The organism is Mangrovibacterium sp. (assembly GCF_059905295.1).
This window is the reverse complement of sequence record NZ_JBZQJF010000128.1, coordinates 1-17,705: the sequence shown is the minus strand read 5'-3', so window position 1 is coordinate 17,705 and position 17,705 is coordinate 1. Positions and strand designations below refer to the sequence as shown.

Here is a 17,705-nt window from a genome sequence, read left to right as displayed (position 1 = left end):
GAACAAAAGTATGAATTAATTTCAAAATGCAAAACTAATTCGTAAGTAAAAGTGGCAGTTTGCTGAAAATCCATTAGCTGAAAGATACTCTGAGTAGGGAAATGTAAAAGATATTTGTTGCTCGTTTCTTATTTGTTGGTCTAACTGCTTTTTATCTGACAAATAGATAATATTTTATGGTCTTTTTTAGTTAGTGGAATGAATCGAAATTTTTGAAGAATGAAGTTGTTGGATGAGCAGGATTTAATATTTATGAGGCGGGCTATTGCTTTGGCCGAGCAGGGTATGAACGCAAAAGCTGGTGGTCCTTTTGGAGCGCTGGTCGTTAAGGATGGAGAAATTATTGCTGAAAACTATAACCGGGTAACTTCGGAGAACGATCCAACAGCGCATGCCGAAGTGCTTGCCATACGTGATGCTTGTAAAAAATTGAAGGCTTTTCAGTTGAAAGGATGTGTGATTTATACCTCCTGTGAACCCTGCCCGATGTGTTTGGGTGCGATTTATTGGGCTCGTCCTGATCGGGTCGTTTATGCCTGTACGAAAGAAGATGCCGCTTCCATTAATTTTGATGATCACTTTGTTTATCAACAGATTGAAATGCCAATTGGTGAACGGAGTATTCCTTTCAATCAGTTACTGCGGAATGAAGCTCAGAGTGTATTTGAAAGCTGGAAAAAGAATGACGGTTATACGCGCTATTAGAGAATAAAACCAACCTAGGGTACTGGCTGATTATACGTGTTCCCGATTATCTTATCTTCGCAATCGGTTAAGAGAATTTTGAATACTCAATAATATTTAGAGACAATGGGAAAAAGAATGCTTGGTTCGAAATCGAACGATTTTGTTGAAAATTTATGGTTGCTCTTATTACGGATTGGAGCCGGAGGTGCCATGCTGACGCATGGTATTCCAAAATTTTTGAAGTTACTGCATGGTGATACTGCTTTTGCCGATCCTTTTGGTATAGGAGCGTTACCCTCTTTTATTTTGGTGGTGTTTGCTGAATTTTTGTGTTCGGTTTTAGTTATCGTAGGGATAACAACTCGCCTGGCCACGATTCCGATTATTATTACCATGTTGGTAGCTATTTTCATGATTCATGGACATGATTCTTTTGCAGCTAAAGAAATGGCTGTACTTTTCTTATTGTTGTTTACAACGATTTTAGTTTTTGGAAGCGGTCGCTTTGCCTTGGGGAACTTGATTCGGGGTAATTAAAACCGACTATTTTTGAGGGGAACGGAAAGTGGTTGACAAGTTGAAGATTGGAGTTTTTAGGCTCCTGTCGTGCAATCAGTTTCCGTTGTCTTTTTGTCTTTTGGTTTCATTGGGAAATACTTGCGGCCAATTAGCTGACCTCCGAAAAAGGCTGCAATAAGTATTGGATAGGTGTAAAGTGCAAAGCCGATATCGCTGTATATCCGCAAAAATACCACCAACGGAATAGGGAGGTGGATATACAAAAACCACTTAAAAGAATATTTTCGCTCTCTTCCCCGAAGTGCTCCAAACGGAAGGTTGACCAAAAAAACTAAAATTGCTACGATTAAAATCTTCATTGCGTGATTTGTGTTTCAGTGGTAATGATAGTCATTATTGGTAAACTGTCAAAATTGATGGTTTAACAGAAAGGCTTTTATTAAAGTGTTGGTCAAGTGAAAACGGATTTAGCTAATGACTCTTTGCCAGGGGATCCCCGCCAAAATGATAACATATGCTATTCCAAAAAACAGTAAGCCGGTACTGTATTTTACTTTGCTTTGAGTCGCTCTTTTGCTTTTGATGCGTCCAATGTGCACCAAGGTAATAGCAACGAGCATCATTACTAAATGTTCTACGGCGTAAAAGCGCAGGTCTGCATTTTGCATGGCAATTCCGAAGTCCTGAAATGCTGCTTTTGTGATCGGGCTTAAAAATGCATATAGTCCAACTCCTACCAGAAGCTGCAAATCCAGCAAGGAAGTGAATACAGCTCCCAAAATATTGTCCGATTTTTTCCAGTTCTTTTGACCAAACCAGCCAATGAAATATTTTAGAAGAGTGACCAATGCGGCCAATAGAATAATCCAACGAAGCGCATTATGGAGGTGTAAAAATCCAGTATAAAGATGATCCATTGCAATCTGCCTTTTATGATTTCTTAAACGTTCAAGCAAGCATTTGGTTGAATGAGAGGGCGAATATACAGCTTTCTTTTGTTAATGATTGTCAATAAGTTCTTGAGTTTGTCAACAAGGATTGTAACTTTCCTTTTGTCAGTTATTTGTGCTATCCCTCAGCAAGCTTGAAAATTTCGTCGGCCTCGTAAACTTTGCGACCTGAGGGACGCAATGATTCGTTGAGCATTGCCCGGGCAACAGTCTTCGCCGGTATCGGGCGGTATTTTCGGAAGATAAAGCGCGTTATTGCCGGCATCAATCGCTGAGCAATTGATTCGCCCATTCTTTTTTCAGTTCGTTTGCCTAAAAGTAGTGATGGGCGCAGAATTGTGATATTGGGCAAATCGAGTTGTAGTACGGCTTCTTCCAATTCTCCTTTTATTTTGGGGTAAAAGAATCGGGAGTTGGGATCGGCGCCGCTTGACGAAACCAGTACGTAATGTTTAACATCGTTCTGCGCAGCAATCCTGGCAAATTCATACTGAAAGCTATAATCGATTCGGTATTGGTTTTCTTTCGTTTTTGCTTTTTTTATTGTTGTACCCAAGGCCGAAAAAAGAACGAATCCGCGAACATGTTCTTTCCATTCCTCTGGCTTGTTAAAATCGATTTGATATTCTTTCAATCTGGGATGGCTGATACCCGTGCTGCGGCGTGTGAAAATCACGATCTCTGAATAAATATCTGTTGCCAGAAGGAGTTTCGTTAGCTCAGATCCGATAAGGCCAGTAGCTCCAATGATTAATGCTTTCATCGTTTATCAGCAATAAGTTTGTCATCTATTAATTGCTCTACATGATCGTTGATGGTTTGTACGAAAGGTGTGAGTTCGATGTTTAGATCCTGGATGGCATAGGAATTATCGAAATTGAAATCGTAACCAATGTTGCGTTCCACAAATTTGCGGGAATATCCCATCAGGGGCGCAATTAGTTTAAACAGCCATTTAGGAACATGTTTAGTCGGAAGTGGATAGTTCGGGTATCTAGTGCCGATGATGTTTGCCATGTCAAGAAAATCTTTTAAATCAGTAGCTACGAGGTGACGTCCGCTTACTTCCGGCGAAAGTCCAGCTTTGATATGGGCACGAGCGATATCGCGTACATCAACAACAGCCTGTGCTCCTGCCGGAACACCGGTTTTGAATTTGCCTGACATGATTTGGATCATTAGGCCTATGCTGGTCGAGTCCACTCGTTTGCTTAATGAGGGACCAAAGATCAATCCCGGATTGATAACCACTAAATCAATACCATTCATTTTTTCGATTAGTTTCCAGGCTTCCCGTTCAGCAATGGTTTTCGAAAAAGGATATGGCTGATGTGAGGGAGTGCTGCTCGTATTCCAACATTTTTCATCGACCTTTTGGTTGGGTAAATCGCGAATTTCGATGGTGTCACCAACTAATGCTACGATACTAGAAGTGAGCACGATTCGTTTTACACTTCCTGTTTCGTTGGCTGAGAAAAACACATTTCGAACCCCTTGAAGTGCAGGTTGAATAAGCTCTTTGTCTGCGTTCTTTACGCCGGTAAGTTGAAAGGGCGATGCTGTGTGGATAATTAGTTCGCATCCCTTAACGGCTTCGTCGAAGGAGCCATCGATTAAAAGATCAGCTTCAAAAAGCTTTAGTGTGCCCGGAGCGTGATGTTGAATGTGAAGTAGGTGTTGCACTTTTGATTGATCGTTCAGGCTTCTGACTGTTGTATGGACGGTTCGACCTTCTTCGAGCAAATATTTAATAATCCAGGAGGCCATGTAGCCACTTCCTCCTGTAACTAAAATTGGCTTGTGCAAATCAATGGTCTTCATGCTCTTTCTTTGTGTTTTTATGTTTTTTTTCGAATTATCATAAATCAAAACGATCACTAAGGTGAAATTATTTTCGCTTAAAAGCAAGAATATGTGTTGGTTTTGAAATGAAAGGATTGAGACAGGAATATACTTAGGGAAAGAACAATAATTTCGTTGGCTTTAGCTTGAAATGCTTCATTGTTAGTTGTTTAATGTTGTATAACCTCTTTGTTCTTATTTTTATTCAGTTTAAATTAGCACAACTCAAACCTTGTTTGATAGGCTAAATCAATAAAAGTTAAACATTATGATGAACAAAATTCACACATTGGGCGGGTATTTTCACGAGTATCAAAAAAGTCTGTTAAATCCGGATGCTTTTTGGGAGCAGCAGGCGGAGTGCCTATATTGGCGAAAACGATGGGATAAAGTGATCGACTGGAACTTTGAAGAACCAAATATCAACTGGTTTGTGAATGCAAAACTGAATATTACTGAAAATATTTTCGAGCGAAATTTATATACAATTGGGGATAACACAGCGATTCTCTGGGAACCCAACGATCCTGCAGAGCAATCTGTAAAACTAACTTACCGGGAATTATTCGCAGAGGTTAATAAACTGGCAAACAGTCTGCGCAGTAAAGGGGTTCAAAAAGGAGATAGGGTTGCCTTGTATATGCCAATGGTTCCGGAGTTGGCCATAGCACTCTTGGCTTGTGCTCGGATTGGTGCCATTCACTCCGTTATTTTTGCCGGTTTTTCAGCACAGGCTTTAAGTGAACGGATAAATGATGCTGACGCTAAGATTGTATTAACTGCAGATGGTGGTTTTAGAGGAGCCAAAGTGACTCCATTGAAAGAAATAGTGGATGAAGCACTGAAAGCTTGTCAGGGAGTACGTACCGTTGTTGTTTTGAAACGAACTAATATGCCGGTTGAAATGGTTGGAGGTCGCGATATATGGTGGCACGATTTTATTGATGGACAGTCGGATTACTGTGCTGCTGAAGAGATGGATGCGGAAGACCCGTTATTTATTTTGTATACTTCCGGTTCAACCGGAAAGCCAAAGGGGATTGTCCATACAACGGCCGGGTACATGGTTTATACAACTTATACATTCCGAAATGTTTTTCAATACAGCCGGGGGGATGTGTATTTCTGTACAGCCGATATTGGATGGATTACCGGACATTCCTATATTGTTTACGGACCTTTGTTGAATGGTGCTCAGACTGTTATGTTCGAGGGAATACCGACCTGGCCCGATGCAGGTCGCTTCTGGGACATCGTCGGTAAATTTGGAGTTAACCAGTTTTATACCGCTCCTACAGCAATTCGATCGTTGCTTTCGTTGGGGAACGAATACCTGGAAGGGAAGAATTTAGACTCGTTAAAAGTACTGGGGACCGTTGGTGAACCAATCAATGAAGATGCCTGGCACTGGTACCACGATCATGTTGGCAAAAACCGATGTCCTATTGTTGATACCTGGTGGCAAACAGAAACCGGAGGCGTACTAATTTCACCAATTGCAGGGGTAACCCCAACTAAACCTTCTTTTGCAACCTTGCCACTACCGGGTGTGGTGCCGATTATCGTCGATAATGAGGGTAGGGAGTTGAAAGGAAACTCTGTTGAGGGAAATTTGTGCGTTAAATTTCCCTGGCCGGGAATGGCGCGAACGCTGTGGGGAGATCATCAACGTTTTCGGGATACCTACTTTTCAACTTTTAAAAACCTTTACTTTACAGGAGATGGAGTGCGTCGTGACGAAGATGGTTATTACCGTATTCTGGGGCGTGTTGACGACGTTATCAATGTTTCGGGTCACCGTCTAGGTACAGCCGAAATTGAGAATGCGATTAATGAACACCCTTTAGTTCACGAATCAGCGGTTGTCGGTTATCCGCATCCGATAAAAGGGCAGGGAATTTACGCTTTTGTTGTTTGTCCGGAGTTGTCGACTGGAGGAGAAGAAGGTATTCGTCGTTCTATTAAACAAGGTGTGAGTAAGATTATCGGACCAATCGCCAGACCGGATCTGGTTCAGATTGTGCCCGGCTTGCCAAAAACCCGAAGCGGAAAGATTATGAGGCGGATTTTGCGTAAGATTGCCGAGGGCGATGCAACCAATCTTGGAGATACGACAACCCTTCTGGATGAGGACGTTGTGATGAAGATTATTGAGGCTGCACTGGTGGAGGTGAAGCACTAAATTAGGATGAAAAAGTCCGTAAATAGTGACTTTTGCCCTTGTTTATGACGGTGTAACTTTTGTGTTAAAATTCGTGTCGGGGAAGATTCAAACAGATCGTGGCATTTATTTCTGGCTATTTTTGGAAAGTTAAAAAATCGGCTTTCGAGCTGATGTTTGAAGGAAACTATCGAAATACGGAAACGTAAATACTAATGATACAAGCAAAAACTACTTTCGATAATGTTACCCTTCAGCTTTTCGAGTTTAATTTAAATAATTCATAAACCATGACTGTAAACAGAACCTTTGGAATTGGCTTAGAAGTAAATGAGCCCGAGGTGTCAGAGAAAAAAAAGATCCAGTACATTAATTTGAAGCTGGCAGCCGATGGTTATCCGACTTGTAATTCAGGTATTAAAACTGATTTCCTGGAGATTGCTAAGCCGTTGTTGAATAACTATAACATCAAATCACGTTTGTTATCCAATAATGCTTCTCCTTTGGGGATGAGAATCCGGGGTTTCCTGGAAGATTATCTGAGTGATGTGCCGGGTGACAATGCCATAACTTTCCCTGAGAATCCTTTTATTTTAGACCGTTACGGGTTGGCTCGTATTATTTCTATTCCTCCCGGAGAAGACTACCACGAGACTGAGCAAATTAAAACTTATCGTACTGCTCAGGGGATTTTGAATAACCCGGCATCCGACCGTCGTACAACAAAAGGTGTGTTCCATGTTGTAGAAGGTGGATTGCCAATTCCTGCGGACAAAAAGGCTGTGTCAAAAATTGCTTTTTGCAAATTGTTGCAAGCTGCCTTAAATCCGCCAAAAGAAATTACAACTTTGCCGTTTACTGCAAAGTTGGAAAATCCGGCACAATTGTTTGTAAGCTTAATGCTTCGTCCTATCGTTGTTCCTGAAGTGCCGGGAGTGATTGCCGAAAAATCAATGGAAGTTGCATTCTTAGCACCTGGTAGCCTGGTGTCAAACCTTGACTTCGTTGAATCAATTTTTGGTAATGCCGGAGACCCATTCTTGCCTGAGAATGATGCAGCACTGGATCCGGAGCACTGGACAGGACATACTGGCTGCGTTATCCTGGCTCCTCACCTGAATAGCTTAACGAAAAAAGAATTGGGCTTACCTCATTACGACAATGCTACAGAACGTCAACGTCGTGATGGTATGTGCTGGAAAGATGAGACTGAAAAGTATAACGATGGAAGCGCTTTCAAACTGACTTGTCGTGATGAGCGTGGCGTTGTTATTACCTTGATCTCGGATAACTATTTTGGTTATTGCAAGAAAGAAGTTAAAACCATGATCGGTTACTCTGCGAACCTTTATGGTTTGGCTGAAGAAGAACATGCCGGTGGTGCAATTGCCTGTCGTAGCTATAACTTAGGGGAAAAATGCTACATCGATGAGCGTATTCCTTCTAACGGAATGAACTTCGCTTCTTTCATCTATCAATATGCCGATTTGATTGAGCTGAAACCGGAAGGATATGCAGTTGACGTTAATTTCAAAAGCGTAATCTACGTACCGGAAGATGCTGTGTTCGATTTGAATACACAGAGTGTAAGCTGGAAACAGGGTGCTGAAAAGCAATCAATCAAATTGTTGCCTTATAAAGTTTACATTTACCCGAACGGTTACAAAGTAGAAATGAAGAAACGTATCGAAGGACCAAAATGGCACCTTACAGGTACGCATGCTGAAGGAACACTTTGTCATAAACCTTGTACCGTATCAGGTGGTGGTAAATCAGAGATCTCCAAATCAATCAAAGATGCAATGATCCAGGGATCATACATCGTTGGTGATTTGACTGAAGACCTGGACATGGTTGAAAAAATCATGGCTCATGATTTTTCAAATCGTTTCAAAGTTCCGGCTGATTATTCGGTAAATAAACCACGCCATATTTTAAGTACAAAGCGTTCGTTGGGTTCAGTGATCAAATTATTGACTCCGTCTGATGTTTATACAGATGAATACAACGATTGGTTGGCTTCATTACCTCAGCGTATTAAAGTATTGATTTACGTTATCAAGGGGAACTATTCGCAAGAGTGGGATACTGACTGGAGAAAATATTTCTCCGTTGATAAGGTGAATGGGGTACCTGGTAATGAATTGAAATATAAGAGTAATAAATTACTTTCGAACTACTTGCGCGTAGGACATGATGCTGATGGTTCATGGAGAATTTTCTTGTTACGTCAGGATTTTAACCCATCTGCCAAAGTTCAGGTTGAAGATGATATCACAGCTTCAGTTGTTTTAGGTTCAGATAAATTAGCGGATCTGAATCCTGAGTACACAAATCCGAGTGTGAAGATCGTCAAGAACTGCGAAGCACGTCTGTTCCAGCGTCCTGATGATGCTGTTATTAAAGGATATGACAAGCAGGCGGAAAAAGACCTTTCAAGTGCCGGCACTTTCGTGTCTAACTTCGAGCCTTTGACTCGCGAACAGGTTCAGGCAATTAAGGATGATGCAATTGGTTTTGAGTTGTACACTGAGCCGGTTAAAGAGATGATCAACAAATTCCTGAAATCTGATAAACCGGAATATCTGGTTATTCCGTCAGAACCTCGTTTGGTTGACGGAAAACCATCAAAGAACGTACGTTACCTGCAAACCCGTCCTGACCTGGTAGATCCGTTGGATAAATATGTTGCTGAAATTGCAACTCGTATCTTCCGTAAGATTCCGTTGGATAAGCCATTATATATGCCGGTTAACGCTGTACTGCCGGGACGTCGTAATAACCCTGCGGAACCAGCGAATAATGTACCGCCTTTGGCTGTATACAATCCGGTTCACTACCAGGAGTTACCAGAATTGTTTATTGACTTTATCTGTAGTATTACCGGTAAATCACCATCTACAACTGGTTTCGGTTCTGAAGGTGCCTTGACAAAAGGTCCTTTCAACAACTTGTTACCGGCTGCTGACCTGAACAATGCCTTCCTGTCCTATATTTTGACTGGTTACGATGGATTCAGTTCTGCTGCAGGTTATGTTGGTCCGAAATACAAAGTAGACCACGATGTGAGCTTGTTGATTCCAGAAATCTGGTGTCGTATGTCAGTTGCTGAACGCGATCCTAAATTCCTGATCGAAAACGGATACCTGGAGAAGGTTGACGATTTCGAATACCAAGGACGTAAGATTGACGCGAGCTTGCTGGGATATCGTATCACTGTGAAGTTTGTGAAACATTTTATGGCTCGTATCTTCAGTAAAGCAGATGCCGTATTCGACGAAGAAATGTTGCGTCCTGAGTTGCAGGATTTGGATATGTTCGTTGCTTCAATAGATAACCTTTCAATTACACAAAAACGTGTTGCTGAAGGTTTGATGACTGATGGAACTGTTGAACGTTTGTGTCCGCCATTGAAAGCATTGGTGTACATCATGATTGACGGTACTTACAAAGGAAAAGATCGCCACGATCCGGAGATTCGTGCTATGTTTACTCCTGAAGTAGTACTGAATAGTGATTGGTACAAAGAACGTCTGGTGGCTAAACAAAATTCTGATATTGAACGTTGCGCTCAAAGTGTTGCTTACATTGAGGATATCCTCAGCCGTAAGAACTTCGCTTCAACCTCAGTTCGTTTAGATTTGCCAGCTCGTTTGGCGAAAGCGAAAGCTGAATTGGAGAAAGTTAGCAGTGCTGAATACCTGGATGTATTAAAAGGTACACTGGGTTTGGATCCAATGCAACCTATTGCTGAATAAATTTAAATTTCAGATAGTTGAAAGGGGGCATAATTGCTCCCTTTCTTTTTTCAATATATAAAGAGATTGTTTATGAGTTTACGTTATGCTGTTATTGGAACAGGAGCCTTGGGGGGTTTCTATGGTGGCATGTTGGCGAAGAGTGGAAAGGATGTGCACTTTCTGTTGAACTCGGACTACCGGCATGTGCTGGAAAACGGGCTTCAGGTCGATTCAGTTCTTGGCAATTTTGTAGTGCAGCCGATTCATGCATATGCAAGTGCTGCTGATATGCCTAAGGCTGACGTGGTACTTGTTTGCCTGAAGACAACCAATAATTATTTGTTGAAGGAGCTTTTAACACCGATTATGCATGAGAATACAGTTGTTGTTCTTATTCAGAATGGGTTGGGAATAGAACAGCAGGTCGTTGAGCAAATACCCGGAATACAGGTTGCCGGAGCTTTGGCTTTTATTTGCTCCAATAAGGTTGGCCCGGGACATATTAATCACCTCGATCTCGGGCGGTTGATAATTGGTGCCTATAATTTGGAAAACAGTTCGGTATTAGAAGAAGTTAATGATGATTTTGTCGCAGCGGGTGTTCCATGTCGGGTAACAGCAGACTTAGATGAAGCACGTTGGCAAAAACTGGTTTGGAATGTGCCGTTTAATGGGTTGACAGTTGTTTTAAATGCAACGACTGATCAGATTATGGCGAATGAGAAAGTTAGCACGCTGGCTCACGATATGATGTACGAGGTTATTGATGCTGCCAATGCTTGTGGTGTTTTCTTAAAACGTGAATTTGCGGATAAGATGATGGCTATGACAGCCAAGATGACTCCTTATGCTCCAAGTATGAAGCTGGATTACGATCACAAACGGCCATTGGAGATTGATGCAATTTATAGTCAGCCGATTGCGCATGCATTCAAAAATGGATTTAAAATGGAAAAGGTGGAGATGCTCGAGAAGCAGTTGCATTTTTATAATGCAATGAATTTGAAGTAAGTATTGGTTAGGCGGAACGCTGAACGATTTAAGATATAGAAAAGGCTGCCTCAAAAAGGCAGCCTTTCTAGTTATAAATCCAAACAACAACTACGAGTGGCCCTTGACCACGATTCGCATAATCTTAAAATTCAATCTCCAGAATTTATAGAACTGGTAGATGATATTGGTTCTCCAGAATTTGGTTGCTTTAGTGGGGACAGGCGGATAAAACTCGTCTTTGTACCCTCGTATTTTAGTTTTATTTCCCATTGTCTTCAGGTTTAATTATTCGGGTAACAGCCACCAAAATGGGTAGCCTTTTGCTTTGTGTATAAACATATAGTGTAAGAACAGCTTAATCCAGTGGCCGGCCAAGCCTACTTCGCCAACAGTTGCACTAATGTCCCGGCCCCATTCGGGGTAGCGCTGCCAATCGGGAACGATGGGAGAAACAGTCATGGTTGCACCCAACCCTTTGGTCATGCTGTAGCCGGCTGATACAATACAGGCTGCCCCCATGCGTCCCATACTGGCCGTGTGTTTGTGTTCGGTTCCTCCATGTTTAATGAAGTGAGCAATGTTCTGTGCAACGATTTTCCCGGTCACACCGGATGGCATGCCTGTTCGCGGTGGCGACGGAGTAATCGATAAACCAGTCGGACTCTTCATCGGTTTCGAGATGCCGTGCGGTGGGGCAAAGGCGATACCGGTTGCATATATGTTGGCGTATTCTGGGCTTTGATAAGTTTGAGGCCAGTCGGCAACGCTCCAATCCTCAAAATCTTTGGGTGTGTAATCAGCATCAACGCGCATGAACCCATTGGGGGCAAATAATTTTGCGGTAATATCCTCTCCTGTTTTCGAGAAAGCTTTGAAGTCCTGTCCCTTAAAGGCAGGAATAAGCATGGCGAAGTCAAACTCTTGTATTTGCTCTTCGCCGGAGAGTGTTTGATAATGGACAACGCCCTCCTCGAGTTTTGTAACTCCTGCGCGCTTTATCCATGTAATATTATTCTCTGTCAAAACCGATTCTGTGAAGACTTTGGTTGGCGTAATATACCCACCTCGTTTTACAAAGGCACCACCCATCCCAAAATCACCGAGCTCAAACTCATTCGTGATCCAGGTAATTTCGGCCATATGGCTCAGCTTTCTTCGCTTTAGCTCGAAAGCAATATTCAAAGTATACTCAAAAGCTGCACCCTGACAAGTTGCAGCGGGATGGCCTGTACCTATCAGGAAACGTTGTTTTTGGCCGTTTTCCATCGCATCAATAGCTTTTTGAAGGGCTTCCCAGGCATGGAAGGCATGATCGTAAGAACATACAGAATAGGAATGCTTTCCGGGGCCTAAACCGGGAGTTGCCTCAAAGTTTAATTTTGGCCCGGTTGCATTTACCAGGTAGTCGTAACTAACTTGTTCTCGTTGTCCTTTTTGCTCACTCGAAACGTATTCGATCGTCACAAATGGAGAAGAGTTTTCTGAATCTCCTTCCGGATAAAATTCCAGTGCTTTGGCCTGTTTGTAAATGATTCCCCATTTCCGGTAGACTTTGTCAAGAGGAAACCGAACCTGGTCAACAGTCATTCTTCCAACACCAACCCAAATGTTTGAGGGAACCCATTGGTAATAACGGTTAGGTGAAATAACAACAACTTCATGATTCTTGCCGAGCATCTTTTTGAGGAATGAGGCAGCTGTGTGTCCCGAAATACCTGCCCCTAAAACGACTACTTTTGCCATAGGTCGGAAGTTTGATTTATTTAGTGGACTAATGTTTGAATTAAAGGTAGCACTAAAAATAAAACGTTCGACTTAGGATGTTGTATATCAGTTTTTATGAAGGTAGGGTGTCCCAATGTAAAAAGAGAAGCCCCGGCCAAATAAATTGACAGGGGCTTCTTCAATATTTATCGTTCGAAATCTCTTATTTAATACCGTGCATCATGCGTTTTAACCAAGGTGATAAGATGACCAGGATAACAGCAATGATTGCAGACTGAATGGCAATCATCCAGAATACCTGAATGTCGGCACCCATGGCTGCTTGCAAATCTAATGAGATTGCTTTCATCTGAGAGGCAACGAAGTTACCGGCAGCAAATGAACCCATCCAGATCCCCATCATGGTTGAAACCAGTTTGGGAGGCGATAGTTTTGTTACCATTGAAAGTCCGATTGGCGATAAACACAATTCGCCAAATGTGTGGAGCAGGAATACCATGCATAACCACAGCGGGCTAACCAAACGAATGGCTTCACCTGAGGTTGAACGGGTATAAGCGAAAGCCATAACAACAAAACCTAATGCCAGGAAAATCATCCCCCAGGCAAATTTCATAGGGGTGTTTGGGTTCAATTTGCGCTTATCCAGTGCTGTCCACAGGATGCTAAAGATTGGGGCAAAAATAACAATGTAAATCGCGTTTACACTCTGGAACCAGGTAGCCGGAATTTCAAAACTTCCGATCATACGTTGCGTATTGTCGCGTGCAAAAACGTTGAACGTTGTTCCTGCTTGCTCAAAACCAGCCCAGAAGAAAATATTGAATAAAGCTAAAACCAGGATTACACCGATACGTGACCATTCAGTTTTACCTGATGTCCCTTTAAAGATGTTTAATCCGAGTACAAAAACACCTCCAATGGCCACAATCCAGATGATTGCATCAGTAACAAAAGTCGGAAGTGCTCCCCAACCCAGAATTACCCCAAAAATAACAGCAACAACAGCAACTACATAGGTTAAAACGTTAAACCAGTCATTGATCGCCAGGCGTATTCGTTCACTTTTTACCTTGGGAGGCATACCAATATGTCCGAGGGTGTGGCTGCGGAATAAGAACCAGGTTGTACCGATTACCATACCGATACCTGCAGCTAAGAATCCATATTGCCAGGCAACTTGTTCTCCCAGTTTACCGGCAACAAGAGGCGATAAGAAAGCTCCAATGTTAATACCCATGTAGAAGATGGTGAAACCACCGTCTTTGCGCGGGTCGTTGTTATCGTATAGTTCACCAACCATGGTTGAAATGTTCGGCTTGAAGAAACCATTACCGGCAATCAAAATACCTAAACCTGCGTAAAATAAGGTTTGACGGGTTTCCATTGCGGTGTCGGCACCATGTAACCAAGCGCTCGACGACAACAAAAACTGACCGATGGCCATGGTAAGACCACCAATATAGATTGATTTGCGTTGGCCGAGAACTTTATCTGCCAGAATCCCTCCGAAGATAGGGGTAACATATACTAACCCGGTGAAAATACCATAGATGGTGAATGCATCCAACTCGGCCATGTCAAAACCGCCGGTGGCATATTGAGCTGTCAGGAAGAGCACCAGTAAGGCACGCATTCCATAGTAGCTGAACCGTTCCCACATCTCACTGGCGAACAGCGTTGACAGTCCCATCGGATGCCCAAAGAAAGCTTTGTTCTTATCACTCATAACTGCGAAAAAATTTTTTGATTTAAGCTGTCAAAATTATCAATTATAAAAATACAATTTGTTGAAACATGTCATACTTTTGATCTTCTTTCGAAATAAAAGCCTCATTTTCGATTGATTCTTTGTCTGAAATGTAAGCATAAACTTTCGTTTTGTGTCTTGTTTGGCCGGGGACATTCGTTAATTTTATGAATAGAAAACATTTGATCTCAAAAAAAATTAAGTCTACGATGAATAAAATATTTACAAGTCACCAAATTGCTGAGTTGGATGAATGGACCATGCAACATGAACCAATTTCAAATCTAGACCTCATGGAGCGAGCTTCTTTGCAGGTTGCCGATTGGATCGTCAAGCAAATTTCGAACGAGCGAATGCTCTGTTTTTTTGTGGGACCAGGGAATAATGGGGGCGATGCCTTAGCTGTTGCCCGCATGATGGCCGACTTCGATTACCAGTGCCATGTTTATTTGCTTAATTTGGGTAAGTCGTTGACTGGTTCACCCGAGGTTAACCTGGTTCGTTTGCAACAACAGGCGAAAGTTGAGATTACGGTCCTGAGTGATGCCGGCAATTTCCCTGAAATTCCAGCAGATGCTTTGGTGATCGACGGACTGTTTGGCTCAGGACTAAATCGCCCCTTGGAGGGCCTTGCTTTGGAGTTGGTCAATTACCTGAACCAACAGGCTGCCGAAATTTTGGCAATCGACATACCGAGTGGCTTGTTTGGCGAGGATAACTCTGAAAATAAGCTTGAAAATGTGATTCAGGCTACCTATACACTGACTTTTCAGTTTCCAAAACTGAGTTTTTTCTTTGCTGAGCATGAAGATATTTTAGGCGTCTGGGAAGTGTTGCCCATCGGGTTGCACGAAGAGGGTATTGCTGAAAAACCGACCTCTTTCTACTTCCTCGATATGGCTGATGTGTCACCCTTGTTGAAAGTTCGCTCCATGTTTTCGCACAAAGGAACCTTTGGGCATGGACTTCTTATTGCCGGCGCTTATAGCAAGATGGGAGCTGCGGTGCTGGCCTCAAAGGCTTGTTTGCGTTCGGGGGTTGGATTGCTTACAACCCATGTTCCACATTCTGGAGCGCCTGTGCTGCAAACGGCAGTGCCCGAAGCCATGTGCTCGATCGATGCATCGGATCTGATGTTTACCGAGTTTCCGAAGTTGGAGCCTTTTTCGGCTGTTGGAGTGGGGCCAGGCATCGGTACCAAGCCAAACTCGCAACGAGGCGTGAAGGAGTTGTTGTTTGCTAAACCAGAAGCGCTGGTGCTCGATGCCGACGCTTTAAATATTTTGGCTATGCGGAAGGAGTGGCTCGATTACCTTCCGGTGAATACCATATTGACGCCGCACCCGAAGGAATTTGAACGATTAACCGAAGCTACAACTGATTCGTACACACAGCTGGTGCTGCAACAAGCCTTTTCGATGAAGTATGGTGTTATTGTGGTGTTGAAAGGTGGGTTCACCTCTATCAGTATGCCCGACGGTGAAATCTATTTTAACACTACCGGTAACCCGGGAATGGCTACTGCAGGTAGTGGCGATGTGCTCACCGGAATCATCCTGGGCTTGCTGGCACAGCGGTATCGTCCGAAGGAGGCTGCCTTACTGGCTGTTTATCTGCACGGACTGGCCGGCGATTTGGCCGCCGAACATCTGGGGTACGAGGCGCTCGTGTCGAGCGATATCGTGGTCCATCTGGGCGAAGCTTTTTCCTTGCTGCAGAATTACAACGACTAATTTACACTCAAAGATTTTAAGCCGCTCCGGCGCGCATATAATCCTATGCTAATTTTTTTAAGGCCGCTCTGACGGGCTTAAAATCATTCGAGCAAAGATTTTATCCCTTGTTACACGGCATGAAATCTATTGCAAAAGTTTTTATGCTTTGTTACAAGATCTAAAATCTTTTGAAGAAGTTTTTATCCTTCTCGGAAAGGGATTAAAACAATTGGTTACTTTTTTTAGGCGTGACTGAGCGGCATAAAATCTTTGGGCGTTTATGTTAGCCCCCGGATATGGGGGAATAGTAACCCGGAGGCGTGTTGGGCTACCACTGAAGCGCAGGAGCGTTTCTTCCTTTCAAAATATTGTCTTTTTAATCAGGAGGTTGTAACTTAAAGCAAACTAAAACAAACAACCAATGATTATTCCTGAATACACACTGATTACTCCCGCTATGATTTATGCCGGACTTGTAGAGCAACCCACTCCAAAACCGCAAACCTTGTCCGAGCTTCTTCAACCGAATAAGGAAAGCGGCAACAATTATATGGATCGTTTTGCGCGGTTGGTTGTTATCTATTGCCGGCGGCCGGCCAAGACCTATGCCCTGGCGCTGGGTGTTGATCCCCGCTGCCTCGACGGGGCCATGCGCTGTATGGCCGGTACAACCACACACGAATGGATTAGCGATTACCTGGTGCTGGTGGCCTGCGATTTGTTGGTTTACACCAACCTGTCGTTAACCCGTATTGCGGGCTTGCTCAATTTCTCGTCGAGTGCTTTTACCCAGTTTTTTCAGGTTCACAAGCGTATGCAGCCTTATCAATACCGCTCCATACAAAAGTGGGGATCCAGGCGCCGCTATCATTTTTAGTCCTGGTTGCCGCAGGGATTAGTTCGTTGATTAATTGCCAAATTTTGGGACGAAATCATGGTACATTGCTAAGTGATTCGCTATTTTTGGGCTTGGCGGAAATACCAAAAGCCAAATGAAGTTCAGAAACATCCGATTCTGCGGATTATAAGCCGCTAAAAATTAAACAGAAAAATATGAAAATCAGATTCCTTTTATTCGTTTTAATGGCCGTAACAAGTTTGCCAACCCTGGCACAGCGTAACGATAAAAATGCAGCTCCGGTTATGACCGGTGGATTGGTATACAGCCTGCCGCGTACGGGGGTGCGCATTCATGTGAAAGCCGAACGCGAAAAATTATTTGCCGGACCCTATGCGCAATATGCCGAGGGCATGCTCGGACTAAAGAATGCACCAACAAGCGATAGCGAAAAGTGGACCATTACCGGCGTGAGTATTGAAACGTTTGCAGAGCCCGACCCGAACCAGGTTTATAAAACAGCCGGCGAAAATGGATCGTTAATCAGCCTGACCGAAGAAGGAGTGCTGGCTGCAATCAACACGACTGTCAAAACCAAAGTGGCTGCACCTTCGGTAACAAGCTTCACCGATGATAATAGTATACCGGAGTATCCGTTTACAGATTTGTCACTGAATCCATTCTTTGAAAAGCCCGATTCGGCTTCGGCTAATATTTTGATTGCAAAAACGCTGCAGGAAAAAGCTCAGGAAGCAGCCCATACCATTACAAAATTGCGCAAACGT

14 protein-coding genes are annotated in these 17,705 nt (G+C 43.0%); 8 read left to right on the top strand and 6 right to left on the bottom strand.

Annotated elements, in window-relative coordinates; all coding sequences use genetic code 11:
• Nucleotides 1-219 precede the first annotated feature (219 nt).
• Nucleotides 220-705: a nucleoside deaminase gene (locus tag AC37HE_RS06770; RefSeq protein WP_500782042.1), complete on the top strand. Its 486-nt coding sequence runs from the start codon at nt 220-222 to the stop codon at nt 703-705.
• A gap of 105 nt (nt 706-810) precedes the next feature.
• Complete coding sequence (locus AC37HE_RS06765; RefSeq protein WP_500782041.1) at nt 811-1,224, top strand: DoxX family protein; 414 nt, start codon at nt 811-813, stop codon at nt 1,222-1,224.
• Between the two features lie 56 nt (nt 1,225-1,280).
• Here AC37HE_RS06765 and AC37HE_RS06760 read toward each other — a convergent pair whose 3' ends face one another.
• The 4 genes from AC37HE_RS06760 to AC37HE_RS06745 form a co-directional block, all read right to left on the bottom strand.
• Nucleotides 1,281-1,565 (bottom strand): hypothetical protein, encoded by a 285-nt coding sequence (locus AC37HE_RS06760; protein WP_500782040.1) that lies wholly within the window; start codon nt 1,563-1,565, stop codon nt 1,281-1,283.
• Nucleotides 1,566-1,673: 108 nt separating this feature from the next.
• A complete protein-coding gene (locus tag AC37HE_RS06755) occupies nt 1,674-2,123 on the bottom strand; it encodes a hypothetical protein (RefSeq protein WP_500782039.1) in 450 nt (149 codons plus the stop codon).
• Between the two features lie 151 nt (nt 2,124-2,274).
• Entirely contained in the window at nt 2,275-2,919 is a 645-nt protein-coding gene (locus tag AC37HE_RS06750; protein WP_500782038.1) for an oxidoreductase, read from the bottom strand.
• Entirely contained in the window at nt 2,916-3,977 is a 1,062-nt protein-coding gene (locus AC37HE_RS06745) for an NAD-dependent epimerase/dehydratase family protein (RefSeq protein WP_500782037.1), read from the bottom strand. Before AC37HE_RS06745 ends, AC37HE_RS06750 begins: the two co-directional genes overlap by 4 nt.
• 289 nt (nt 3,978-4,266) lie before the next feature.
• Here AC37HE_RS06745 and acs point away from each other — a divergent pair, with 289 nt between their 5' ends.
• The 3 genes from acs (at nt 4,267) to AC37HE_RS06730 (ending at nt 10,910) form a co-directional block, all read left to right on the top strand.
• The gene (acs, locus tag AC37HE_RS06740) at nt 4,267-6,180 is read left to right on the top strand and encodes an acetate--CoA ligase (RefSeq protein ID WP_500782036.1); all 1,914 of its coding nucleotides are present in this window, start codon (nt 4,267-4,269) and stop codon (nt 6,178-6,180) included.
• Nucleotides 6,181-6,449: 269 nt separating this feature from the next.
• Entirely contained in the window at nt 6,450-9,917 is a 3,468-nt protein-coding gene (locus AC37HE_RS06735; RefSeq protein WP_500782035.1) for a PPi-type phosphoenolpyruvate carboxykinase family protein, read from the top strand.
• 72 nt (nt 9,918-9,989) lie between these two features.
• Entirely contained in the window at nt 9,990-10,910 is a 921-nt protein-coding gene (locus tag AC37HE_RS06730) for a putative 2-dehydropantoate 2-reductase (RefSeq protein ID WP_500782034.1), read from the top strand.
• A gap of 267 nt (nt 10,911-11,177) precedes the next feature.
• On the opposite strand, the gene AC37HE_RS06725 is transcribed toward AC37HE_RS06730, so the two are convergent.
• Both AC37HE_RS06725 and AC37HE_RS06720 read right to left on the bottom strand, forming a co-directional pair.
• Nucleotides 11,178-12,635 (bottom strand): NAD(P)/FAD-dependent oxidoreductase, encoded by a 1,458-nt coding sequence (locus AC37HE_RS06725; RefSeq protein ID WP_500782033.1) that lies wholly within the window; start codon nt 12,633-12,635, stop codon nt 11,178-11,180.
• Between the two features lie 184 nt (nt 12,636-12,819).
• Nucleotides 12,820-14,346 (bottom strand): peptide MFS transporter, encoded by a 1,527-nt coding sequence (locus AC37HE_RS06720; protein WP_500782032.1) that lies wholly within the window; start codon nt 14,344-14,346, stop codon nt 12,820-12,822.
• Nucleotides 14,347-14,576: 230 nt separating this feature from the next.
• On the opposite strand from AC37HE_RS06720, the gene AC37HE_RS06715 reads away from it, so the two are divergent.
• From AC37HE_RS06715 to AC37HE_RS06705, 3 genes are all read left to right on the top strand, one after another.
• On the top strand, nt 14,577-16,100 hold the full coding sequence (locus AC37HE_RS06715; protein ID WP_500782031.1) for an NAD(P)H-hydrate dehydratase: 1,524 nt from the start codon (nt 14,577-14,579) through the stop codon (nt 16,098-16,100).
• A gap of 403 nt (nt 16,101-16,503) precedes the next feature.
• The gene (locus AC37HE_RS06710) at nt 16,504-16,959 is read left to right on the top strand and encodes a helix-turn-helix domain-containing protein (RefSeq protein WP_500782030.1); all 456 of its coding nucleotides are present in this window, start codon (nt 16,504-16,506) and stop codon (nt 16,957-16,959) included.
• A 176-nt stretch (nt 16,960-17,135) separates the two neighbouring features.
• Nucleotides 17,136-17,705, top strand: a 570-nt coding sequence (locus AC37HE_RS06705; RefSeq protein ID WP_500782029.1) for a DUF4831 family protein, incomplete at its 3' end; no start/stop codon positions are given.

What these genes read in the sequence shown, in the direction of transcription:
- AC37HE_RS06770 (WP_500782042.1), top strand. Translation starts at nt 220, where the DNA reads ATGAAGTTGTTGGATGAGCAGGATTTAATATTTATGAGGCGGGCTATT.
- acs (WP_500782036.1), top strand. Translation starts at nt 4,267, where the DNA reads ATGATGAACAAAATTCACACATTGGGCGGGTATTTTCACGAGTATCAA.
- AC37HE_RS06725 (WP_500782033.1), bottom strand. Translation starts at nt 12,635, where the DNA reads ATGGCAAAAGTAGTCGTTTTAGGGGCAGGTATTTCGGGACACACAGCT.
- AC37HE_RS06730 (WP_500782034.1), top strand. Translation starts at nt 9,990, where the DNA reads ATGAGTTTACGTTATGCTGTTATTGGAACAGGAGCCTTGGGGGGTTTC.
- AC37HE_RS06755 (WP_500782039.1), bottom strand. Translation starts at nt 2,123, where the DNA reads ATGGATCATCTTTATACTGGATTTTTACACCTCCATAATGCGCTTCGT.
- AC37HE_RS06765 (WP_500782041.1), top strand. Translation starts at nt 811, where the DNA reads ATGGGAAAAAGAATGCTTGGTTCGAAATCGAACGATTTTGTTGAAAAT.
- AC37HE_RS06750 (WP_500782038.1), bottom strand. Translation starts at nt 2,919, where the DNA reads ATGAAAGCATTAATCATTGGAGCTACTGGCCTTATCGGATCTGAGCTA.
- AC37HE_RS06735 (WP_500782035.1), top strand. Translation starts at nt 6,450, where the DNA reads ATGACTGTAAACAGAACCTTTGGAATTGGCTTAGAAGTAAATGAGCCC.
- AC37HE_RS06745 (WP_500782037.1), bottom strand. Translation starts at nt 3,977, where the DNA reads ATGAAGACCATTGATTTGCACAAGCCAATTTTAGTTACAGGAGGAAGT.
- AC37HE_RS06710 (WP_500782030.1), top strand. Translation starts at nt 16,504, where the DNA reads ATGATTATTCCTGAATACACACTGATTACTCCCGCTATGATTTATGCC.
- AC37HE_RS06715 (WP_500782031.1), top strand. Translation starts at nt 14,577, where the DNA reads ATGAATAAAATATTTACAAGTCACCAAATTGCTGAGTTGGATGAATGG.
- AC37HE_RS06760 (WP_500782040.1), bottom strand. Translation starts at nt 1,565, where the DNA reads ATGAAGATTTTAATCGTAGCAATTTTAGTTTTTTTGGTCAACCTTCCG.
- AC37HE_RS06720 (WP_500782032.1), bottom strand. Translation starts at nt 14,346, where the DNA reads ATGAGTGATAAGAACAAAGCTTTCTTTGGGCATCCGATGGGACTGTCA.